19 protein-coding genes are annotated in these 16,252 nt (G+C 42.6%); 10 read left to right on the forward strand and 9 right to left on the reverse strand.

Annotated elements, in window-relative coordinates:
* A complete protein-coding gene (gatA, locus tag AB5123_RS07190; protein WP_368364643.1) occupies positions 1 to 1,452 on the forward strand; it encodes an Asp-tRNA(Asn)/Glu-tRNA(Gln) amidotransferase subunit GatA in 1,452 nt (483 codons plus the stop codon).
* Between the two features lie 17 nt (positions 1,453 to 1,469).
* Complete coding sequence (gene gatB / locus AB5123_RS07195) at positions 1,470 to 2,906, forward strand: Asp-tRNA(Asn)/Glu-tRNA(Gln) amidotransferase subunit GatB (RefSeq protein ID WP_337811916.1); 1,437 nt, start codon at positions 1,470 to 1,472, stop codon at positions 2,904 to 2,906.
* A 58-nt stretch (positions 2,907 to 2,964) separates the two neighbouring features.
* On the opposite strand, the gene mtaB is transcribed toward gatB, so the two are convergent.
* Positions 2,965 to 4,269, reverse strand: coding sequence for a tRNA (N(6)-L-threonylcarbamoyladenosine(37)-C(2))-methylthiotransferase MtaB (gene mtaB, locus AB5123_RS07200; RefSeq protein WP_337811917.1), 1,305 nt, complete (start codon positions 4,267 to 4,269; stop codon positions 2,965 to 2,967).
* A gap of 250 nt (positions 4,270 to 4,519) precedes the next feature.
* On the opposite strand from mtaB, the gene AB5123_RS07205 reads away from it, so the two are divergent.
* From AB5123_RS07205 to AB5123_RS07230, 6 genes are all read left to right on the forward strand, one after another.
* Entirely contained in the window at positions 4,520 to 4,750 is a 231-nt protein-coding gene (locus tag AB5123_RS07205) for an HPr family phosphocarrier protein (RefSeq protein ID WP_022287796.1), read from the forward strand.
* A 483-nt stretch (positions 4,751 to 5,233) separates the two neighbouring features.
* Positions 5,234 to 5,503: an HPr family phosphocarrier protein gene (locus AB5123_RS07210; protein WP_046440140.1), complete on the forward strand. Its 270-nt coding sequence runs from the start codon at positions 5,234 to 5,236 to the stop codon at positions 5,501 to 5,503.
* A gap of 109 nt (positions 5,504 to 5,612) precedes the next feature.
* Positions 5,613 to 6,371 (forward strand): YdcF family protein, encoded by a 759-nt coding sequence (locus tag AB5123_RS07215; protein ID WP_337811918.1) that lies wholly within the window; start codon positions 5,613 to 5,615, stop codon positions 6,369 to 6,371.
* 96 nt (positions 6,372 to 6,467) lie between these two features.
* Positions 6,468 to 7,955, forward strand: coding sequence for an L-fucose/L-arabinose isomerase family protein (locus AB5123_RS07220; protein ID WP_368364644.1), 1,488 nt, complete (start codon positions 6,468 to 6,470; stop codon positions 7,953 to 7,955).
* A 182-nt stretch (positions 7,956 to 8,137) separates the two neighbouring features.
* Positions 8,138 to 11,851 carry a phosphoribosylformylglycinamidine synthase gene (locus AB5123_RS07225; protein WP_368364645.1) on the forward strand — a complete coding sequence of 1,238 codons (3,714 nt, stop codon included), beginning with the start codon at positions 8,138 to 8,140 and terminating at the stop codon, positions 11,849 to 11,851.
* 56 nt (positions 11,852 to 11,907) lie between these two features.
* On the forward strand, positions 11,908 to 12,174 hold the full coding sequence (locus AB5123_RS07230; RefSeq protein WP_325206468.1) for a DUF1294 domain-containing protein: 267 nt from the start codon (positions 11,908 to 11,910) through the stop codon (positions 12,172 to 12,174).
* 240 nt (positions 12,175 to 12,414) lie between these two features.
* On the opposite strand, the gene AB5123_RS07235 is transcribed toward AB5123_RS07230, so the two are convergent.
* From AB5123_RS07235 to AB5123_RS07245, 3 genes are read right to left on the reverse strand one after another with little or no spacing between them, the layout of a single operon-like run.
* Entirely contained in the window at positions 12,415 to 12,939 is a 525-nt protein-coding gene (locus AB5123_RS07235; RefSeq protein ID WP_117924300.1) for a hypothetical protein, read from the reverse strand.
* 14 nt (positions 12,940 to 12,953) lie between these two features.
* Positions 12,954 to 13,559, reverse strand: coding sequence for a hypothetical protein (locus AB5123_RS07240; protein WP_117926876.1), 606 nt, complete (start codon positions 13,557 to 13,559; stop codon positions 12,954 to 12,956).
* Entirely contained in the window at positions 13,560 to 13,838 is a 279-nt protein-coding gene (locus tag AB5123_RS07245; RefSeq protein WP_117926875.1) for a hypothetical protein, read from the reverse strand.
* A gap of 62 nt (positions 13,839 to 13,900) precedes the next feature.
* On the opposite strand from AB5123_RS07245, the gene AB5123_RS07250 reads away from it, so the two are divergent.
* Positions 13,901 to 14,248, forward strand: coding sequence for a hypothetical protein (locus AB5123_RS07250; protein WP_118158262.1), 348 nt, complete (start codon positions 13,901 to 13,903; stop codon positions 14,246 to 14,248).
* Positions 14,249 to 14,315: 67 nt separating this feature from the next.
* On the opposite strand, the gene AB5123_RS07255 is transcribed toward AB5123_RS07250, so the two are convergent.
* The 5 genes from AB5123_RS07255 to AB5123_RS07275 all read right to left on the reverse strand — a co-directional run bounded on the left by AB5123_RS07255 (position 14,316) and on the right by AB5123_RS07275 (position 15,979).
* The gene (locus AB5123_RS07255; RefSeq protein ID WP_181986114.1) at positions 14,316 to 14,459 is read right to left on the reverse strand and encodes a hypothetical protein; all 144 of its coding nucleotides are present in this window, start codon (positions 14,457 to 14,459) and stop codon (positions 14,316 to 14,318) included.
* Positions 14,460 to 14,473: 14 nt separating this feature from the next.
* Positions 14,474 to 14,893: a hypothetical protein gene (locus AB5123_RS07260; protein WP_289148710.1), complete on the reverse strand. Its 420-nt coding sequence runs from the start codon at positions 14,891 to 14,893 to the stop codon at positions 14,474 to 14,476.
* A gap of 204 nt (positions 14,894 to 15,097) precedes the next feature.
* Positions 15,098 to 15,280, reverse strand: coding sequence for a hypothetical protein (locus tag AB5123_RS07265; protein WP_288736351.1), 183 nt, complete (start codon positions 15,278 to 15,280; stop codon positions 15,098 to 15,100).
* Complete coding sequence (locus AB5123_RS07270; protein ID WP_368364646.1) at positions 15,277 to 15,783, reverse strand: hypothetical protein; 507 nt, start codon at positions 15,781 to 15,783, stop codon at positions 15,277 to 15,279. Before AB5123_RS07270 ends, AB5123_RS07265 begins: the two co-directional genes overlap by 4 nt.
* 49 nt (positions 15,784 to 15,832) lie before the next feature.
* Positions 15,833 to 15,979: a hypothetical protein gene (locus tag AB5123_RS07275; RefSeq protein WP_368364647.1), complete on the reverse strand. Its 147-nt coding sequence runs from the start codon at positions 15,977 to 15,979 to the stop codon at positions 15,833 to 15,835.
* Positions 15,980 to 16,049: 70 nt separating this feature from the next.
* On the opposite strand from AB5123_RS07275, the gene AB5123_RS07280 reads away from it, so the two are divergent.
* Positions 16,050 to 16,178, forward strand: a complete 129-nt coding sequence (locus AB5123_RS07280) for a hypothetical protein (RefSeq protein WP_368364648.1) — start codon at positions 16,050 to 16,052, stop codon at positions 16,176 to 16,178.
* Positions 16,179 to 16,252: the final 74 nt, after the last annotated feature.

The following is a 16,252-nucleotide window of genomic DNA, read 5'->3' on the forward strand; positions in this document are numbered from 1 at the left end:
TTGGAACTTTTTGAAAGAAATGCCTGCGACTTGTCAGAAATGATAAAGAACAAGGAAATAAGCTCCGCAGAGCTTACAAAGTCTGTTTTTGACAGAATAAAAGCAGTTGAGGGCAAGGTAGACGCTTATCTGACACTTGACGAAGAAAACGCTATGAAAAAAGCCGCTGAGATAGATGAAAAGCTTGCAAAGGGCGAGGAGCTTTCACCTTTGGCTGGTATACCTGTTGGTATCAAGGACAATATCTCAACAAAGGGTCTGAGAACAACTTGTGCGTCAAAAATGCTTGGCAATTATGTTCCGCCTTTCAATGCAACTGTAATGAACAAGCTTGACGATATCGTTGTAACAGGCAAGCTCAACATGGACGAGTTCGCTATGGGTTCATCAACCGAGAACTCACATTTTAAGCCAACAAAGAACCCATTTGATACAGAGAGGATACCTGGCGGTTCATCAGGCGGATCTGCTGCCGCTGTTGCAGCAAGAGAGGCTATCGTTACCCTTGGTTCTGACACAGGCGGATCTATCAGACAGCCAGCTTCATACTGCGGCGTTGTAGGTCTGAAGCCTACATACGGCAGCGTTTCAAGATATGGTCTTGTTGCTTTCGCTTCATCACTGGATCAGATCGGACCTCTCGGCAAGTGCGTAAAGGACGTTGCTATGGTACAGTCTGCTATCGTTGGTCATGACAAGTATGACGCTACTTCTTCCTATAGAGAGTATCCTGATTTTGCGGCTGACCTTAAAGCTGACGTAAAGGGTCTGAGGATCGGTATACCAAAAGAGTATTTCGGCGAGGGTATCGACCCATTCGTTAAGCAGTCTGTAATGAACGCTGTGAAAGAGCTTGAAAAGCAGGGCGCAACTGTAAAGGAGATCTCTCTGCCGTCTACAGATTATGCACTTTCATCATACTACATCATTTCTTCTGCAGAAGCTTCTTCAAACCTTGCAAGATTTGACGGTGTAAGATACGGCTTAAGAGCTGAAGAATATGACGGACTTGTTGATATGTACGAGAGAACACGTTCAGAGGGCTTCGGCGACGAAGTAAAGAGAAGAATAATGCTTGGCACATTCGTGCTTTCATCAGGTTTCTATGACGCTTACTACAAGAAAGCAAAGCTCGTTCAGAAGAGAATAATGCAGGAGTTCGCATCTCAGTTCGCTGACGTTGACGTTATCGCTACTCCTACAGTTCCGTCAACAGCATTCAAGATCGGTGAAAACACTGACGATCCCCTTAAAATGTACGCAAACGATGTCTGCACTGTTACAGTGAACATTGCAGGTCTGCCTGCAATAAGCATTCCTTGTGCATATGACGACAAGGGTCTGCCTGTTGGTATGCAGCTTATCGGCGGAAAGTTTACAGAGCAGCGTCTGCTTAACACAGCTTATGCTTATGAGCAGCTTGTTGGCGGATTCAAAATGCCTGAGCTTTAAGGAAAGGGGTCACAAAAATGGTAAAAGGCTACGAAGTTGTAATCGGTCTTGAAACTCATGCTGAGCTTAATACCGAGTCTAAAATATACTGCGACTGCAAGAACCAGTTCGGTCTTGAAGTCAATTCACAGGTTTGCCCTATCTGCATGGGTATGCCTGGCACACTGCCTACTCTTAACGAAAAGGTAGTTGATTATGCAATAAGAATGGGTCACGCACTCAACTGCGAGATAAACCGTGTCTGCAAACAGGACAGAAAGAACTATTTCTACCCTGACCTGCCAAAGGCTTATCAGATATCACAGGCAGAAGTTCCTCTCTGCGGCAAGGGTTATGTTGATATCCTTGTTGACGGCGAGGAAAGAAGAATAGGTATCACAAGAATACACATCGAGGAGGACGCAGGTAAGCTGCTCCACTCTGACAAGTTCCATGGTGTATCACTTGTTGACCTTAACCGCTGCGGTGTTCCGCTTATCGAGATAGTTTCTGAGCCTGATATGCGTTCCTCACAGGAAGCAAAGGTTTATCTTGAAACACTGAAATCTATCCTACAGTATCTTGGCATATGCGACTGTAAGATGCAGGAGGGCTCTATCAGATGTGATGTAAACGTATCTGTTCACAAGCCTGGCGAGCCATTCGGCACACGTTCTGAGATGAAGAACGTAAACAGCTTCTCTGCCGCTGTAAGAGGTATCGACTACGAGGTAGAAAGACAGATAGCTGTTCTTGAAGCAGGCGGAAAGGTCGAGCAGGAAACACGCCGTTGGGACGACGAAAAGGGAATGAGCATTCCAATGCGTTCAAAAGAGGACGCACAGGATTATCGTTACTTCCCTGAGCCGGACCTGCTCACTATCGTTGTTGAGCAGGAGCGTGTTGACGAGCTTAAAAAGAGTATCCCAGAACTTCCAAACGTAAAGATACTCAGATATGTAAAGAAGTTCGGTCTGAACATAAAGGACGCAACGTTTATAGCAGAGTCTGTTTCCCTTGCAAAGCTTTTTGACGATTGCATGGCAAAGGACAAGTTCCCAGCAAAGTGCTATACAACATGGATACTTGGCGACCTTGTTAAGTACATGAACGCAACAGGCAAGACTCTCGAAGATACAAAGCTCACTGCTGACAATCTTACTGACCTCGTCGCTGCTATCGAGGCAAAGACCATTTCCAACGCTGGCGGAAAGAAAGTTTTTGCAGTTCTTCTTGAAGAGGACAAAAAGGTAAGCGACATTATCAAGGAGCAGGGTCTTGCACAGGTTTCTGATGACAGCGCACTTGAAAAGATCGCTGACGAAGTTCTTGCCGCAAACGAAAAGTCTGTAAATGACTACAAGGGCGGAAAGACAAATGCTCTGGGCTATCTGGTAGGTCAGTGCATGAAGGCTTCAAAGGGCAAGGCTAACCCTGGAAAAATGAAAGAGATAATTCTTGCAAAGCTTGGCTGAGCGCAGAAAAATCTGATATAACGAAAGAGGATCGCATTTGCGGTCCTCTTTTTTGTACTCATATAAGTTTTCCGTAACAAAACTCGCCATCTGACGAGGTTATCTCTATCTTTAAAAGCTGTCGGCGCAAAGAAACGTCCTCGCTGTCCCTTGGAATTTTCACAGTAACATAATTTGGTGCATGACCCTGATGCCACTGAGGGCTTGTTTCCTTTTCAAATAAAACCTCTTGCACTGTGCCAACAAGGCTTTTGAGATACAAAGCCTTTGTTTCGTTACATACATCTGCCATTTGAGCCGCACGACTGTGCTTGGTCTTGCGGTCGAGCTGACCTTTCATTTTGTCGGCAACAGTGGTAGGTCTGCGTGAATACGGGAAAATATGCGTTTCTGCAAAAGATATCTTCTTTGCAAATGCCAGCGACTTTTCAAATTCCTCGTCAGTTTCCTGGGGAAAGCCCACCATTATGTCGGTGGTTATAGCGCAGTTTGGAAAATGCCTGCGAAGCTTCTCGCAAAGCTCAGCATACTCCACCGTATCATAATGGCGATTCATGCGCTTCAAAGTTTCGTCACAGCCACTTTGCAGGGAAAGATGAAAATGCGGACAGAGCTTTTCAAGCTTTGACATTCGCAGAATATCTTCATCTGAAATAAGCTCAGGCTCAACAGAGCCGATACGCACTCTGTAATCGCCATCACAGCCGCAAGCGGCTTCAACAGCGTCAATGAGCCGTGTGCCGTTTTTGAAGTCTCTGCCGTAACAGCAAAGATTTATGCCCGTGAGGATTATCTCCTTATGACCTGAGTCAACGAGCTGCTGAACTTCAGGAGCGATATCCTCCAAAGGTTTTGAGCAGATGTGTCCTCTCGCAGTGGGGATAATACAGTAGGTGCAATACTGATCACAGCCGTCTTGAATTTTGATATACGCACGAGTTTTTTGGTCAGCACCTGAGTTTGTCATTTTCTCAAAAGCCTCTCCCCTCTCACGAGGAACTATCCTGATAATACGCTCGCCACTTGTGATATACCTTTTTATAAGGGCAGGTATCTCCTTTTTTGCACCTGTGCCAATTATGATACCACACTCGTCAAGAGCAGAAGCTTCCTTTTCAAAAGCCTGCGGAAAACAGCCTGCCAAAACTATCAGACACTCAGGATTGGCTTTTTTTATCTTATGGATAAGCTGTCGGCATTTTGAGTCCGACTGAGCGGTAACAGTGCAGGTATTTACAACACAGACCTCTGCATCAGCATAATCCTCAGTGACCTCATACCCCTCGGACAGCATTGCTTCCTTTATATTTTCTGTTTCATATTGGTTTACCTTGCAGCCGAATGTATAGAAAAAGGCTTTCATATTTGATTTCCTTTCAATAGCCAAATGTTTATAATGCACAATAAATTGCAATTATATATGTGCATATTGCATAAATCTAAACTTTGATTTTTATCACTCTTGACTATTGTACCATATTTTAAATTTTTTTGCAAATATCCATTGACAAATCAGAAAAATCGTTTATAATATAAATTGTAGAGAAAAGATCTACAGAATTTATGTGGGAATCAAGATCGGATATACCGATCATTCTGAAGGAGGAATATTTATGACAAAGGTAAAAATCATGCTCGATTCCATTGCAGCGGTAAAGAAGTTTGTAAGCGTAGTTTCTATGTACGACTTTGATGTGGATCTTGCGTCAGGAAGATATGCAGTTGACGCTAAGTCAATTATGGGTATTTTCAGCCTTGACCTTTCAAATCCTATCCAGCTCGTAGCACACACAGACGACGCTACTAAATTCCTTGACGAAATCAAAGAATTTATTGTTGACTAAACTTTGATATCACGAAAGCACTGAGTTTTAAAAGCTCAGTGCTTTTTTTATTGCAAAATTTAAACGATTTCGTATTTTTGCAAAATATCATCATATAGTTTAATATATTTACGAATATACACTTTCTACTTTTGTTGTATTTTCATTCAAAACGCATATAAAACGTTTGAGATTTTCGTAATAAGAAAACTTTTAGCTGATTTGTTATAGCTTTTATATAAGTTCCACATTAACTAAAACGTTTTAATATGATTAATTATCCAAATTTTATATAATAAATTAACATGAAATAATTAAAATTCATATTAATATCTTCGTATATAATATTTTACACAATATCTGTTTACTATTTGTTCACATTGGCATATAATTATATATGGATTAAGATATGTGACATATAAGTATAGAACTGCTGTTGCCAATGTAAAAAGAAACGAAAATCTCAGAAATTTTCGGTTCTTTTTAGTTTTTCAGAGGTTATTATTGCGAAAGGAGGATATGCCAAAGGGCATAATCACGAACATGATCAAAGCTTATATCAGGATAAACGATCTTAATGACATCAAGACTTTGCATGAAGCGGCTTTAAGCTGCAAATACGATCTGGTGGTGCAGTCAGGAACAAAAATACTCAACCCAAAATCACTTATGGGTATTTTCGGTCTTGGCACAAAGAAAACTGTATCGCTGGTAGCTAAATATGACGACAAGCGTGATTTTCTCGAAAAATTCGGTGATCTGATCTCAACTTAGATCATTCCTTATAAAAGCGTTCTGCTGCTGCGGAGCGCTTTTCTCTTTTGCCCTTGTAATCACAAGAGCTATATGTTATAATAGTACAAAAAAGACAAGGAGATAACTAATGAGCGTAAAAATAATATTGCTTGCACTGGAAACTTTGCTGTTGTTTCTGTTTCTTGTTCCGTTACCTGTTATATGCTCTGGCAACCTGCTTGGCATCATCGTTTCGGTGATGCTAATGCTCATAACGGCAAACTGGACAAAATTCTGCGGTATTATATCAAAAATATGGGGACATGGCGCAGGTAAATTCGGGCTTATCTTTGTAAGCACATTGATACTTGCTGGGATAATATATGTGAGCATTCTTTCCATACTTATGTACAAAGCACAGGAAAACCGCCCTGAAAAAGCCAATGTTATAGTTGTGCTTGGCTGTCAGGTAAAAGGCGAACGTCCCTCACGAATGTTACGCAGACGACTTGACGCTGCAATTACGGCTATGAACGACAATCCCGATACGCTTTGTATAGTTTCAGGTGGCAAGGGTGATGATGAAAAAATAAGCGAAGCCTTGGCAATGAAAAACTATCTGCTTGAAAAAGGCATGGACAGCGACAGGATAATAATGGAGGACAAGTCCACTTCAACTTACGAAAATATCCAAAACTCTCTCAAGATACTCGATGAACTCGGCATGAGCCATGATATGACTATCGTCACAGACGGCTTTCATCAATACCGTGCAAGCCTTATAGCAAAGGCTCAGGGCGTGGAGAATGTCACCGCTTATTCAGCCTACACCGAGCCACGATACCTGTTCACATATTGGGTGAGAGAGTGGCTTGGGCTAACGCACTTTTTCATGCTGGGCAGCTAACTAAATTTCACGAAAATTTGCACAAAAAGCTATTGAAAACAGCACAAAGGTATGCTAGAATAAAGTCATAAATAAATGAAAATCGGAGGTTAAAACATGAAAAATATACCAGAAGTAAAACTTGGCATCGTTGCAGTTTCAAGAGATTGCTTCCCTATGTCGCTTTCAGAATCAAGACGTATCAAGGTCTGTCAGGAGTACAAAAAGGCTTACGGAGATATCTACGAATGTCCTACAGTTGTGGAGAACGAGAATGATATGCTCAAAGCCCTTGACGAGGTAAACACAGCAGGCTGTAACGCACTTGTTGTATATCTTGGAAACTTCGGACCTGAGTCCTCAGAAACACTTCTAGCAAAGAAGTTTGGCGGTCCTGTTATGTTCGTTGCGGCTGCTGAAGAACCATGCGGTGGTGCACTTATCGACAACAGAGGCGACGCTTACTGCGGAATGCTCAACGCAAGCTATAACCTTGCACTGAGAAACATCAAGGCTTATATCCCTGAGTACCCTGTTGGTACACCTGACGAGTGTGCAAAGATGATAAGCGAGTTCGTTCCAGTTGCAAGGGCTATCCTCGGTCTTAAGGATCTGAAGATAATCTCATTCGGACCACGTCCACAGGACTTTCTTGCCTGCAACGCACCTATCAGACAGCTCTACAACATGGGTATCGAGATAGAAGAAAACTCAGAACTTGACCTTTTCGAGTCATTCAACGCCCATGCCGGCGACGAGAGAATATCTGCTGTTGTGGCTGACATGGAAGCAGAGCTTGGCAAGGGCAATAAAATGGCAGGCATACTTCCAAGACTTGCGCAGTATGAGCTTACTCTTCTTGACTGGGCAGAAGCTCACAAAGGCTCAAGAAAATATGTTGTATTTGCAAACAAGTGCTGGCCTGCATTCCAGACGCAGTTTGGCTTCGTTCCTTGCTATGTTAATTCAAGACTTACAAAGATAGGCATTCCTGTTGCCTGCGAAGTAGATATCTACGGTGCTGTCAGCGAATACATAGGCGTTTGTGTATCACAGAAGCCTGTTACACTCCTTGACATCAACAACACTGTTCCTGCGGACATATACAATGATGATATCGCAGGAAAGTTCCCTTACACACATAAGGATACATTCATGGGCTTCCACTGTGGAAACACAGCCTCATGCCTTGTAAAAGAGCCTGAGATGAAGTTCCAGCGTATCATGAAGAGAAATCTTGAGCCAGACAGCGAGCCTAATATTTCAAGAGGTACTCTTGAGGGCGATATCGTTGACGGAAATATAACATTCTTCCGCTTCCAGTCAACGGCTGACGCACAGCTCAAAGGATATATTGCAGAGGGCGAAGTTCTTCCTGTTGCAACACGTTCATTTGGCTCTATCGGTATTTTCGCTATCAACGAAATGGGCAGATTTTATCGCCATGTTCTCGTTCAGAAGAACTATCCTCACCACGGTGCTGTTGCTTTTGGTCACTATGGAAAGGCACTCCACAGCGTTATGACATATCTTGGTATAACAGACATAGGCTTCAATCAGCCAAAGGGTATGCTTTATCCAACAGAAAATCCGTTTGCAGATTAATATTTTAGGGATACCGCACTGTAATGGTGCGGTATTTCTGCTTTTATAAACTAAAAAAATCAACAAGTGAGCCAATGCTTATTCACACATAATTATATGCCCTGCCGAATAATAAGAATTTTATTGACAAATATGCGAAAAATGTAGTATAATAGAAGTAACTATTATAAGGAGATGTAGCCATGTCTGTTTACCGTATTTATGTAGAAAAAAAGCCTGAATTTGCAGTTGAAGCAAATTCACTTATCGGCGGAATAAAGTCAGCTCTGGGACTTGAAAACCTTACAGGTCTGAGAGTTATAAACCGCTATGACGCAGAGGGTCTTTCAAGAGAGGATTTCGACCTTGCAGCACCAGTCGTTTTCTCTGAGCCTGCTGTTGACGTTACTTACGATCACCTGCCTGCTGTAAAAGCTGACGAGTTTGTTTTTGCAGTTGAGTATCTGCCGGGTCAGTTCGATCAGAGAGCTGATTCCTGCGCACAGTGTATCTCACTTCTCACTGGAGGAAAAAGACCTACTATCAAGTCAGCGAGAATTTATATCGTTTCTGGCAAACTCACAGAAGCAGAGCTTGACCAGATCAAGCACTATATGATAAACCCTGTTGAGTCAAGAGAAGCTTCCCTTGATTGCTTCGATACACTCGATATCAAGTATACTATCCCTACCACAGTTAAGACTGTTGAGGGCTTTATCTATTCAACAGACGATGACCTGAGATTCATGCTCACAGACTTGGGTCTTGCAATGGACTTTGACGATATCAAGTTCTGTCAGGATTATTTCAAGAACGTTGAAAAGAGAAATCCTACTATCACTGAGATAAGAATGATAGACACATATTGGTCTGACCACTGCCGTCATACTACATTCTCCACTATCGTCGATAACGTTTCTATCGACTCAGACTACATAGCTGCTACCTTTGCAGACTATATCAACACAAGAAAAGACCTTTATGCAGGCAGAACTGACAAGCCTGTTACACTTATGGATCTTGCTTGTATCGGCGCAAAGCAGCTTAAAAAGGCTGGTCTACTCAAAGACCTTGACGAAAGTGAGGAGATAAACGCTTGCTCTGTTAAGATAACTGTTGACGTTGACGGCAATCCTGAGGACTGGCTGCTCATGTTCAAAAACGAAACACACAACCACCCTACAGAGATCGAGCCTTTCGGCGGTGCGGCAACTTGTCTTGGTGGCGCTATCAGAGACCCTCTGTCAGGACGTTCATATGTATATCAGGCAATGAGAGTAACAGGCGCAGGCAATCCGCTGGTTCCTGTTGAGGACACTATCACAGGTAAGCTTCCACAGAGAAAGATAGTTGTAGGTGCGGCAAATGGTTATTCTTCATACGGCAACCAGATAGGTCTTGCTACCGGTCACGTTCACGAGATATATCACCCGGGCTATGTTGCGAAGAGAATGGAGATAGGTGCTGTAGTAGGTGCTGCTCCTGCTGAGAACGTAAGACGTGAAAGACCTGAGCCTGAGGATATCGTTATCCTCCTTGGCGGAAGAACAGGACGTGACGGCTGCGGTGGAGCAACAGGCTCTTCAAAATCACACAACCTCCACTCACTTGAAAACTGCGGAGCTGAGGTACAGAAGGGTAACGCACCTGAGGAAAGAAAGCTTCAGCGTTTGTTCAGAAACCCTGAAGTTACTTCAATGATAAAGCGTTGTAACGACTTCGGTGCAGGCGGAGTTTCCGTTGCTATCGGCGAGCTTGCTGACGGACTTTCTATCAACCTTGACGCTGTTACAAAGAAGTATGACGGTCTTGACGGCACTGAGCTTGCTATCTCTGAGTCACAGGAGAGAATGGCTGTTGTTATCGCAAAGAGCGACCTTGAAAAGTTCATGGCTGAGGCTGCAAAGGAAAACCTTGAAGCAACAATGGTGGCAAGAGTAACTGCTGAGCCAAGACTTAAAATGAACTGGTGCGGCAACACTATCGTTGACCTTACAAGAGAGTTTCTTAACTCAAACGGAGCTGAAAAGCACACAGATATTTCTATCCCTGCTCCTGTTTTCGTAGCAGAGAGCAACGACGCTGACACTGCTGACCGCTGGGAGTCTATGATATCAAACCTCAACATCTGCTCACAGAAGGGCCTTATTGAGAGATTTGACTCAACAATCGGTGCAAACACAGTTCTTATGCCATTTGGCGGTAAATATCAGAACACACCTACACAGGCAATGGCTGCAAAGCTCCCTGTTCTTCACGGCAATACAAAGACAACGTCCATTATGGGCTGGGGCTATGACCCATATCTTTCATCTGTAAGCCCATACCACGGCGCAATGAGCGCTGTAGTTGAGTCTATCGCAAAGGTAATTGCAACCGGCGGTACATATGAGAAGTGCTGGCTCACATTCCAGGAGTATTTCGAGAGAACTCAGAACGATCCTGAGCGTTGGGGCAAGCCTATGTCTGCTCTCCTTGGTGCATACAAGGCACAGATAGAGCTGGGATGCGGTTCTATCGGCGGTAAGGACTCAATGTCAGGTACATTCGAGGAAATAGACGTTCCACCTACACTTGTTTCATTCGCTGTTTCAGTAACAGATGCAGACAAGGTAGTTTCACAGGAATTCAAGAAGGCCGGCTCTAAGGTGATCCTTATCAAGCCTGAATATGACGACAACAAGCTTGTGAACTTCGATTCACTTAAGGCAGTGTTTGAAAAGGTAGAAAAGCTTATCGCTGAGGGCAAGGTGCTTTCATGCTGGGCTGTATCCTACGGCGGTGTATCTGAGGCTGTTGCAAAAATGGCATTTGGTAACAAAATAGGCTTTAAGTTCACAGACAAGCTCACAGCAGAAGAGCTTTACAGAGCTTGCTATGGCGCATTTGTTATCGAGCTTGCTGAGGGCGTTGACACTGACGAGAGAGTTATCGGTGAAACAACAGAAAGCTACGAGATAAAGTCAGACAACTACACAATAAGCCTTGACAAGCTCCAGACACTTTGGGAGGGCAAGCTTGAGCCTGTATATCCTGTTCATGTGAAAGAGCCTGCCGAAAAGCCTGAAAAGTACAGCTACAAGGCAGACAAGAGAGTTGCACCTGCTATCAAGGTGGCAAAGCCAAAGGTACTTATCCCAGTATTCCCTGGCACAAACTGCGAATACGATACAGCAAGAGCCTTTGAAAAGGCAGGCGCTGAGGCTGACATCTTCGTTGTAAGAAACCTCACAGAACAGGCTATCAAGGAGTCTGTTGACGCAATCGAGAAGAAGATAAAAGAGTCACAGATAGTAATGCTCCCAGGCGGATTCAGCGGTGGCGACGAGCCTGACGGCTCAGGCAAGTTCATCGTATCATTCCTGAGAAACCCAAGGCTTACAGACGCTATCCATGACCTGCTGAAAAATCGTGACGGTCTTATGCTTGGTATCTGCAACGGCTTCCAGGCACTTATCAAGCTTGGTCTTGTACCATATGGTGAGATAAGAGATATGAGAGACGACTCCCCTACACTGACATTCAACACCATTGCAAGACACCAGTCTAAAATGGTAAACACAAGGATCGCTTCCAACAAGTCACCATGGCTTGCTGGCTGTGAGGTAGGCGATATCCACAGCGTGGCTATCTCACACGGTGAGGGACGTTTCGTTGCAACAGCAGAGGAAATCGCACAGCTTGCTGCAAACGGACAGATCGCTACACAGTATGTTGACTTTGACGGAGAACCTACATTTGACATTCATTGCAACCCTAACACATCATTCCAGGCTATCGAGGGTATCACCTCACCTGACGGACGTGTTCTTGGTAAAATGGGTCACTCAGAGCGTAAGGGCTGCTGCGTATCAAAGAACGTTCCTGGTGAAAAGGATCAGAAGATATTTGAAAGCGGCGTAGCTTACTTCAAGTAAAAAAACAAATACAAGGGCGGAGCTTTTCCGCCCTTTGTTTATATGAGGACAAAGATATGCTGAAATACATTATAATATATCTTTCCGCAATGAGCCTTTTGACGTTCATACTTTTTGGTGCAGATAAGCACAAGGCAAGAGCACACAAATGGCGGATACCTGAGAAAACGCTCCTTGGTCTGAGCCTGCTTGGCGGCTTTGCAGGAGGATTTCTGGGCATGGAATTTTTCCGTCACAAAACAAAACACTGGTATTTTTATATGGTGATGATAATTTCTCTTGCACTATGGGCATTTATGATATACAAGGTCATTGCAGAATAGGATAAGTTCTTTAGGTAGTCGGTAACGGCTGCCTAATTTTTTTTGCCAATTCTGGTAGAAAGCATATAAAGCAGCGTAAACTTATTGGCGAAAAATAAAGTTGATCCTGTATAATAAAACTTGACACATACAAAACAGTGCATAGTATTATACCACAAAAGAAGACTGCTTTCTACCCTTTTTTCGGGGTAGAAAGCAGTCTTTTTTCATTGTGCGTTTTTTACAGCGGCTTCAGTAAGTTCAGTTTCCGTGAAGATATAATTGCCTGCCGTCATTAGGAGCGATATACACCGTGATAGTTCCCAGCTTGCAATTTTCACTGATAGCACCACCAGTAATACCGAAGTTCATCGTGTCAGATGGAGCGGCTGAGCCTTCATCCAAATTCTTTATAGTGTCAAGCTCAAGTTTGTCAGTTGAGGTGCCGTCTTTAGTGAAACTGCCCTCAATATCACCCTCGGGAGCAAAATTAAACTTCGCCATAATGCCCACATTAGAGTGATTTGTAACTGTGATAGCCTTTGTATCGCTGGTCCATTTGCCGTCTGCCTGATCGACCTGATGTGTTTCAGTGTTCCAAGTCTTTTCGCCCTCGGTGTAATCGAAGGTCATATCTTCCCAAGTAATGTCGGCGGATATAGTTACAGGAGATTCCGCACCTGCCTTATATTTGCCCTGCACGTCGGCAGTGGTGTCCGCAAAGGCAGGGACCGCCATAGAGACTGTCATTGCCAGCGACAGTATGGATATAATAACTTTTTTCATTTTTTCTGCCCTCCTTATTCCGCTGTAACGGTGTAAATGCCGTTTTCATCAGGTCCGCTGACGGTGCATCCTTCTGCTAGTTGAATACCGCCATATCTGCCTGTTTCATATTCATCCGGCTTAAAGTTATATGTACCCACGCCGCAGATGATCTTTGCCTCTTCTCTATAAACACTATCAAAGGAGAATTTGCCTATCCGAATATTACCCGACAGTTTTAAGGTCGGCGTACCGGTAGTAACCATAGGAACTTTAAGCGTCCCTAACGTAAAGTCGCCGGGAATGGTGACATCTTTTTTAACTTTCATTGTTCCGGTAATATTATTGACTCCCTCGAATTTCCAAATGCCGCCATAGCTGGTAAAGCAATCTTTCGTGATGACACAATCTCTCAAGGTCACATCTGAGTAATTATTATTGTCGCCCAACCCATTCAGAGTACAATTGTCAACGATCAGATGTTGTTCAGCTCTTCCATTCATCTGCACATAACAACCGATAGTACCGTTGCTCAGCGTCAGCGTTTCGTTGCCATCATTTGAGAGTGAAATAGATTCGACGCTCAGCGTCTTTCTGTTCAGATCAAACTCCCGATCTTTTCCTGACGAAAGCGTCAGCATCTAGTATGCTCCGTTAAGATCGTTGTTTAGCTTTGCCTTGCCACCATTTTCAAATACACCGCGCAGATCCTCCAAATTTTTCACCATAGTGGTGTCTGAGGAGTCTGAGGTGTCTGAGGTGATCTTTACTGTAATAGTTCCGATCTTCTGATCTTTTGTGATCGCACCTCCGGAAATGCCAAAAGCAGTTGTGTCTGTTGGTGCGTTTTCAATTGTTGTATTCTCTGCAGAAGCAAGATCAAACTCGGTCTTGTCAAAGCTGCCATTCAGCCCATCCACATCGGCTGCGTAAGGAGCTTGGGCTAGACGTTCCGTCGCCTAAGGAGGAATTCGACCCGCCGTTGGGTTTCTACGAAAAGTGCAGTATTATGGACGAAATGCCTCTGGCTTACTGCGTTATCGAACTTGTATTCGATGAAGATGGTCACGGTGTTGACTTTATTTTCCGCTACTGCAACAAGGAGATGGCGGTAGTTGAGGGTGTGCCCGTGGAAGAAATGCTGAATCGGTCTTTTTATGAAGTATTTCGCAACGGAGATCGAAAATGGCTGGTATCTTACGCAGATGTAGCACTCAACGGCACAAAGCACACGCTGAAGGATTTTAGCCCTGAGATTGGGAAAGACCTCACCATATATTGCTATCAGCCCGAACCCGGTTTCTGTGCCTGCGTCCTTCTGCCAGAATAAATGCACAACCTAAAATGACATTTCGTTAAAAAGCATAATGTAAAAAAAGGCTCTGATAAGACCAATTTTAGGTCAGCTCAGAGCCTTTAATCGTTAAATGAGGTACAGGTTCGATAGATACTTTTTTAGCAAGTTCTTCAAGATAATCAAGCGTAAGTTCACTTTCTGATTTTGAATTAAGCTCATCTAATGCTTCCAATAACGTCAACATTACAATACACCTCCTTACTCATAGCCATATATTACCTTAGTCTGTCCACTTTCTTCGCCAGGCCATCCGGATATGTTGTAAGCTTTGAACGCGTCAGTTAACAAAATTTGAAGGTGTTCTTTATCGTTTAGCAATCCTTTCGGGAAATCAATACGTGTTATTTTCCAACAAACTTGTTGTTCATGAATACTCTTTATTGCTTGAACAGGTATCAGATTTGATTTATACATAAAGATAAATTCCTCTATATCATTATTCGTGTCATGATGGTTATAGCAATGTGCTAACCATGTTTCAGAATTTTTGTCAATAGTTAAGTACAGGGGCATGATACCTTCTGTCGTGTCCCTAAAGCTCCCGTATGGGTTCTTAATCTTTTTCTTAGCCAGTTCCTCTCTTTGCGTTGGAGTCAGCTTTTCATTAACAAATGCCATAATCTAAACCTCACAATAATAAAAGTATTTAAGGGTATTTTAAAGAGAACCATTATGAAAACTCTTGCTGCGCTTGTATAGTAAATACAATGAATGAAACGTAAGCACTCAGAATCTCTTCCTAATGAATTATATAGATTTTTTAATTGTTTGGTTGGGATTCCATTTATTGAATTTGTGTTGCCAATTTCTCCTATATTAGGGTTAACATCCGGATTTGGTTTTAATTATAGCTTCATCAATTTCGGCACTTGGTGCAACCCAAACAACAGTATCATCTCCAACAGGACGTCCCAATGTAACATCTTTGCCTGAAATATAGTCTTCATAACCTTTTTCAGATATTAAATAAGATGCACCTTTACTAAATATTTCGTCTATATTCATAATATACTCACCCCATAATTTTTAGTTGCAATGTTATTAATTCTTGTAATTTCCTGCCAAAGCCCATTTTCTTCATTCCAACCTTGCCATTCCTTACAAACACGAAGCTCCTTTTCGTGTTTTAATAGCGTTTCCTTCAATTTCTCAATTAACTCTTGATTAATGAATTTAAATGGTGCTTCGTGTCTTTTTTCATTCCTAATTTGATTCCAACATACCATAAACGCTATCCAATTCCTTACTGGATCGCAATCAAGAAGATACAATATGGCTTCTTCGAATTTGGCAACAATTTTTTCATTTTTAGTTTCCTCATAAAGTTTGTATATTCCAAAATCTATAATTCTACTAAAATCCGTTGGTACATTTGCTGGAACAAAGTGACTTATAGGACAAGCATATCCTTTCTCTCCGCAAAGGAACTCAGCAACCTCGTTATTTTCAAATGCTTTTTTTGTAAGTTCAAGCAGCTCTTCATTTGTAATTTGTTTTTCTAATTTCATAACATTTCCTTTCCCACTAAACGACGAATAAACATTTTCTATTTTTACATCAAGTATATCTATTTGTATCAATCATGGGGACATCTTCTAAAATATCATCTATCATTAACGTTGTGAATTTGAATGTAACCGTCAAACTCTCCGCATCTACCCCACCGATGACTAAAGAAGTATAATAAACTTCAAGCAACTCCATAGAGTAAATTACCCAATCTCAAAAAGTCTATAGAGCTGCTTAGACCAAATTAGATGTGGAGATAAAGATAATGAAAACAACGATCGCAACGGTAAAGAACGAATTTCGCCTGACCGAATGGTCAGCCCAGATCCAGGCACAGAAAAGCAGCGGACTTACAGTGCATAAATGGTGTGAAGAAAACGGTGTCAATGTTTGATATAATCCCCTTAGAGTAGACACATGAAATAATAAAATGGTGTAACTCTAAAGGGGGTTATTTTATGTCAAAGA

This window comes from Ruminococcus sp. RTP21204st1_B2_RTP21204_210225 (assembly GCF_040914135.1).
GTDB classification, from domain to species: domain Bacteria; phylum Bacillota; class Clostridia; order Oscillospirales; family Ruminococcaceae; genus Hominimerdicola; species Hominimerdicola aceti.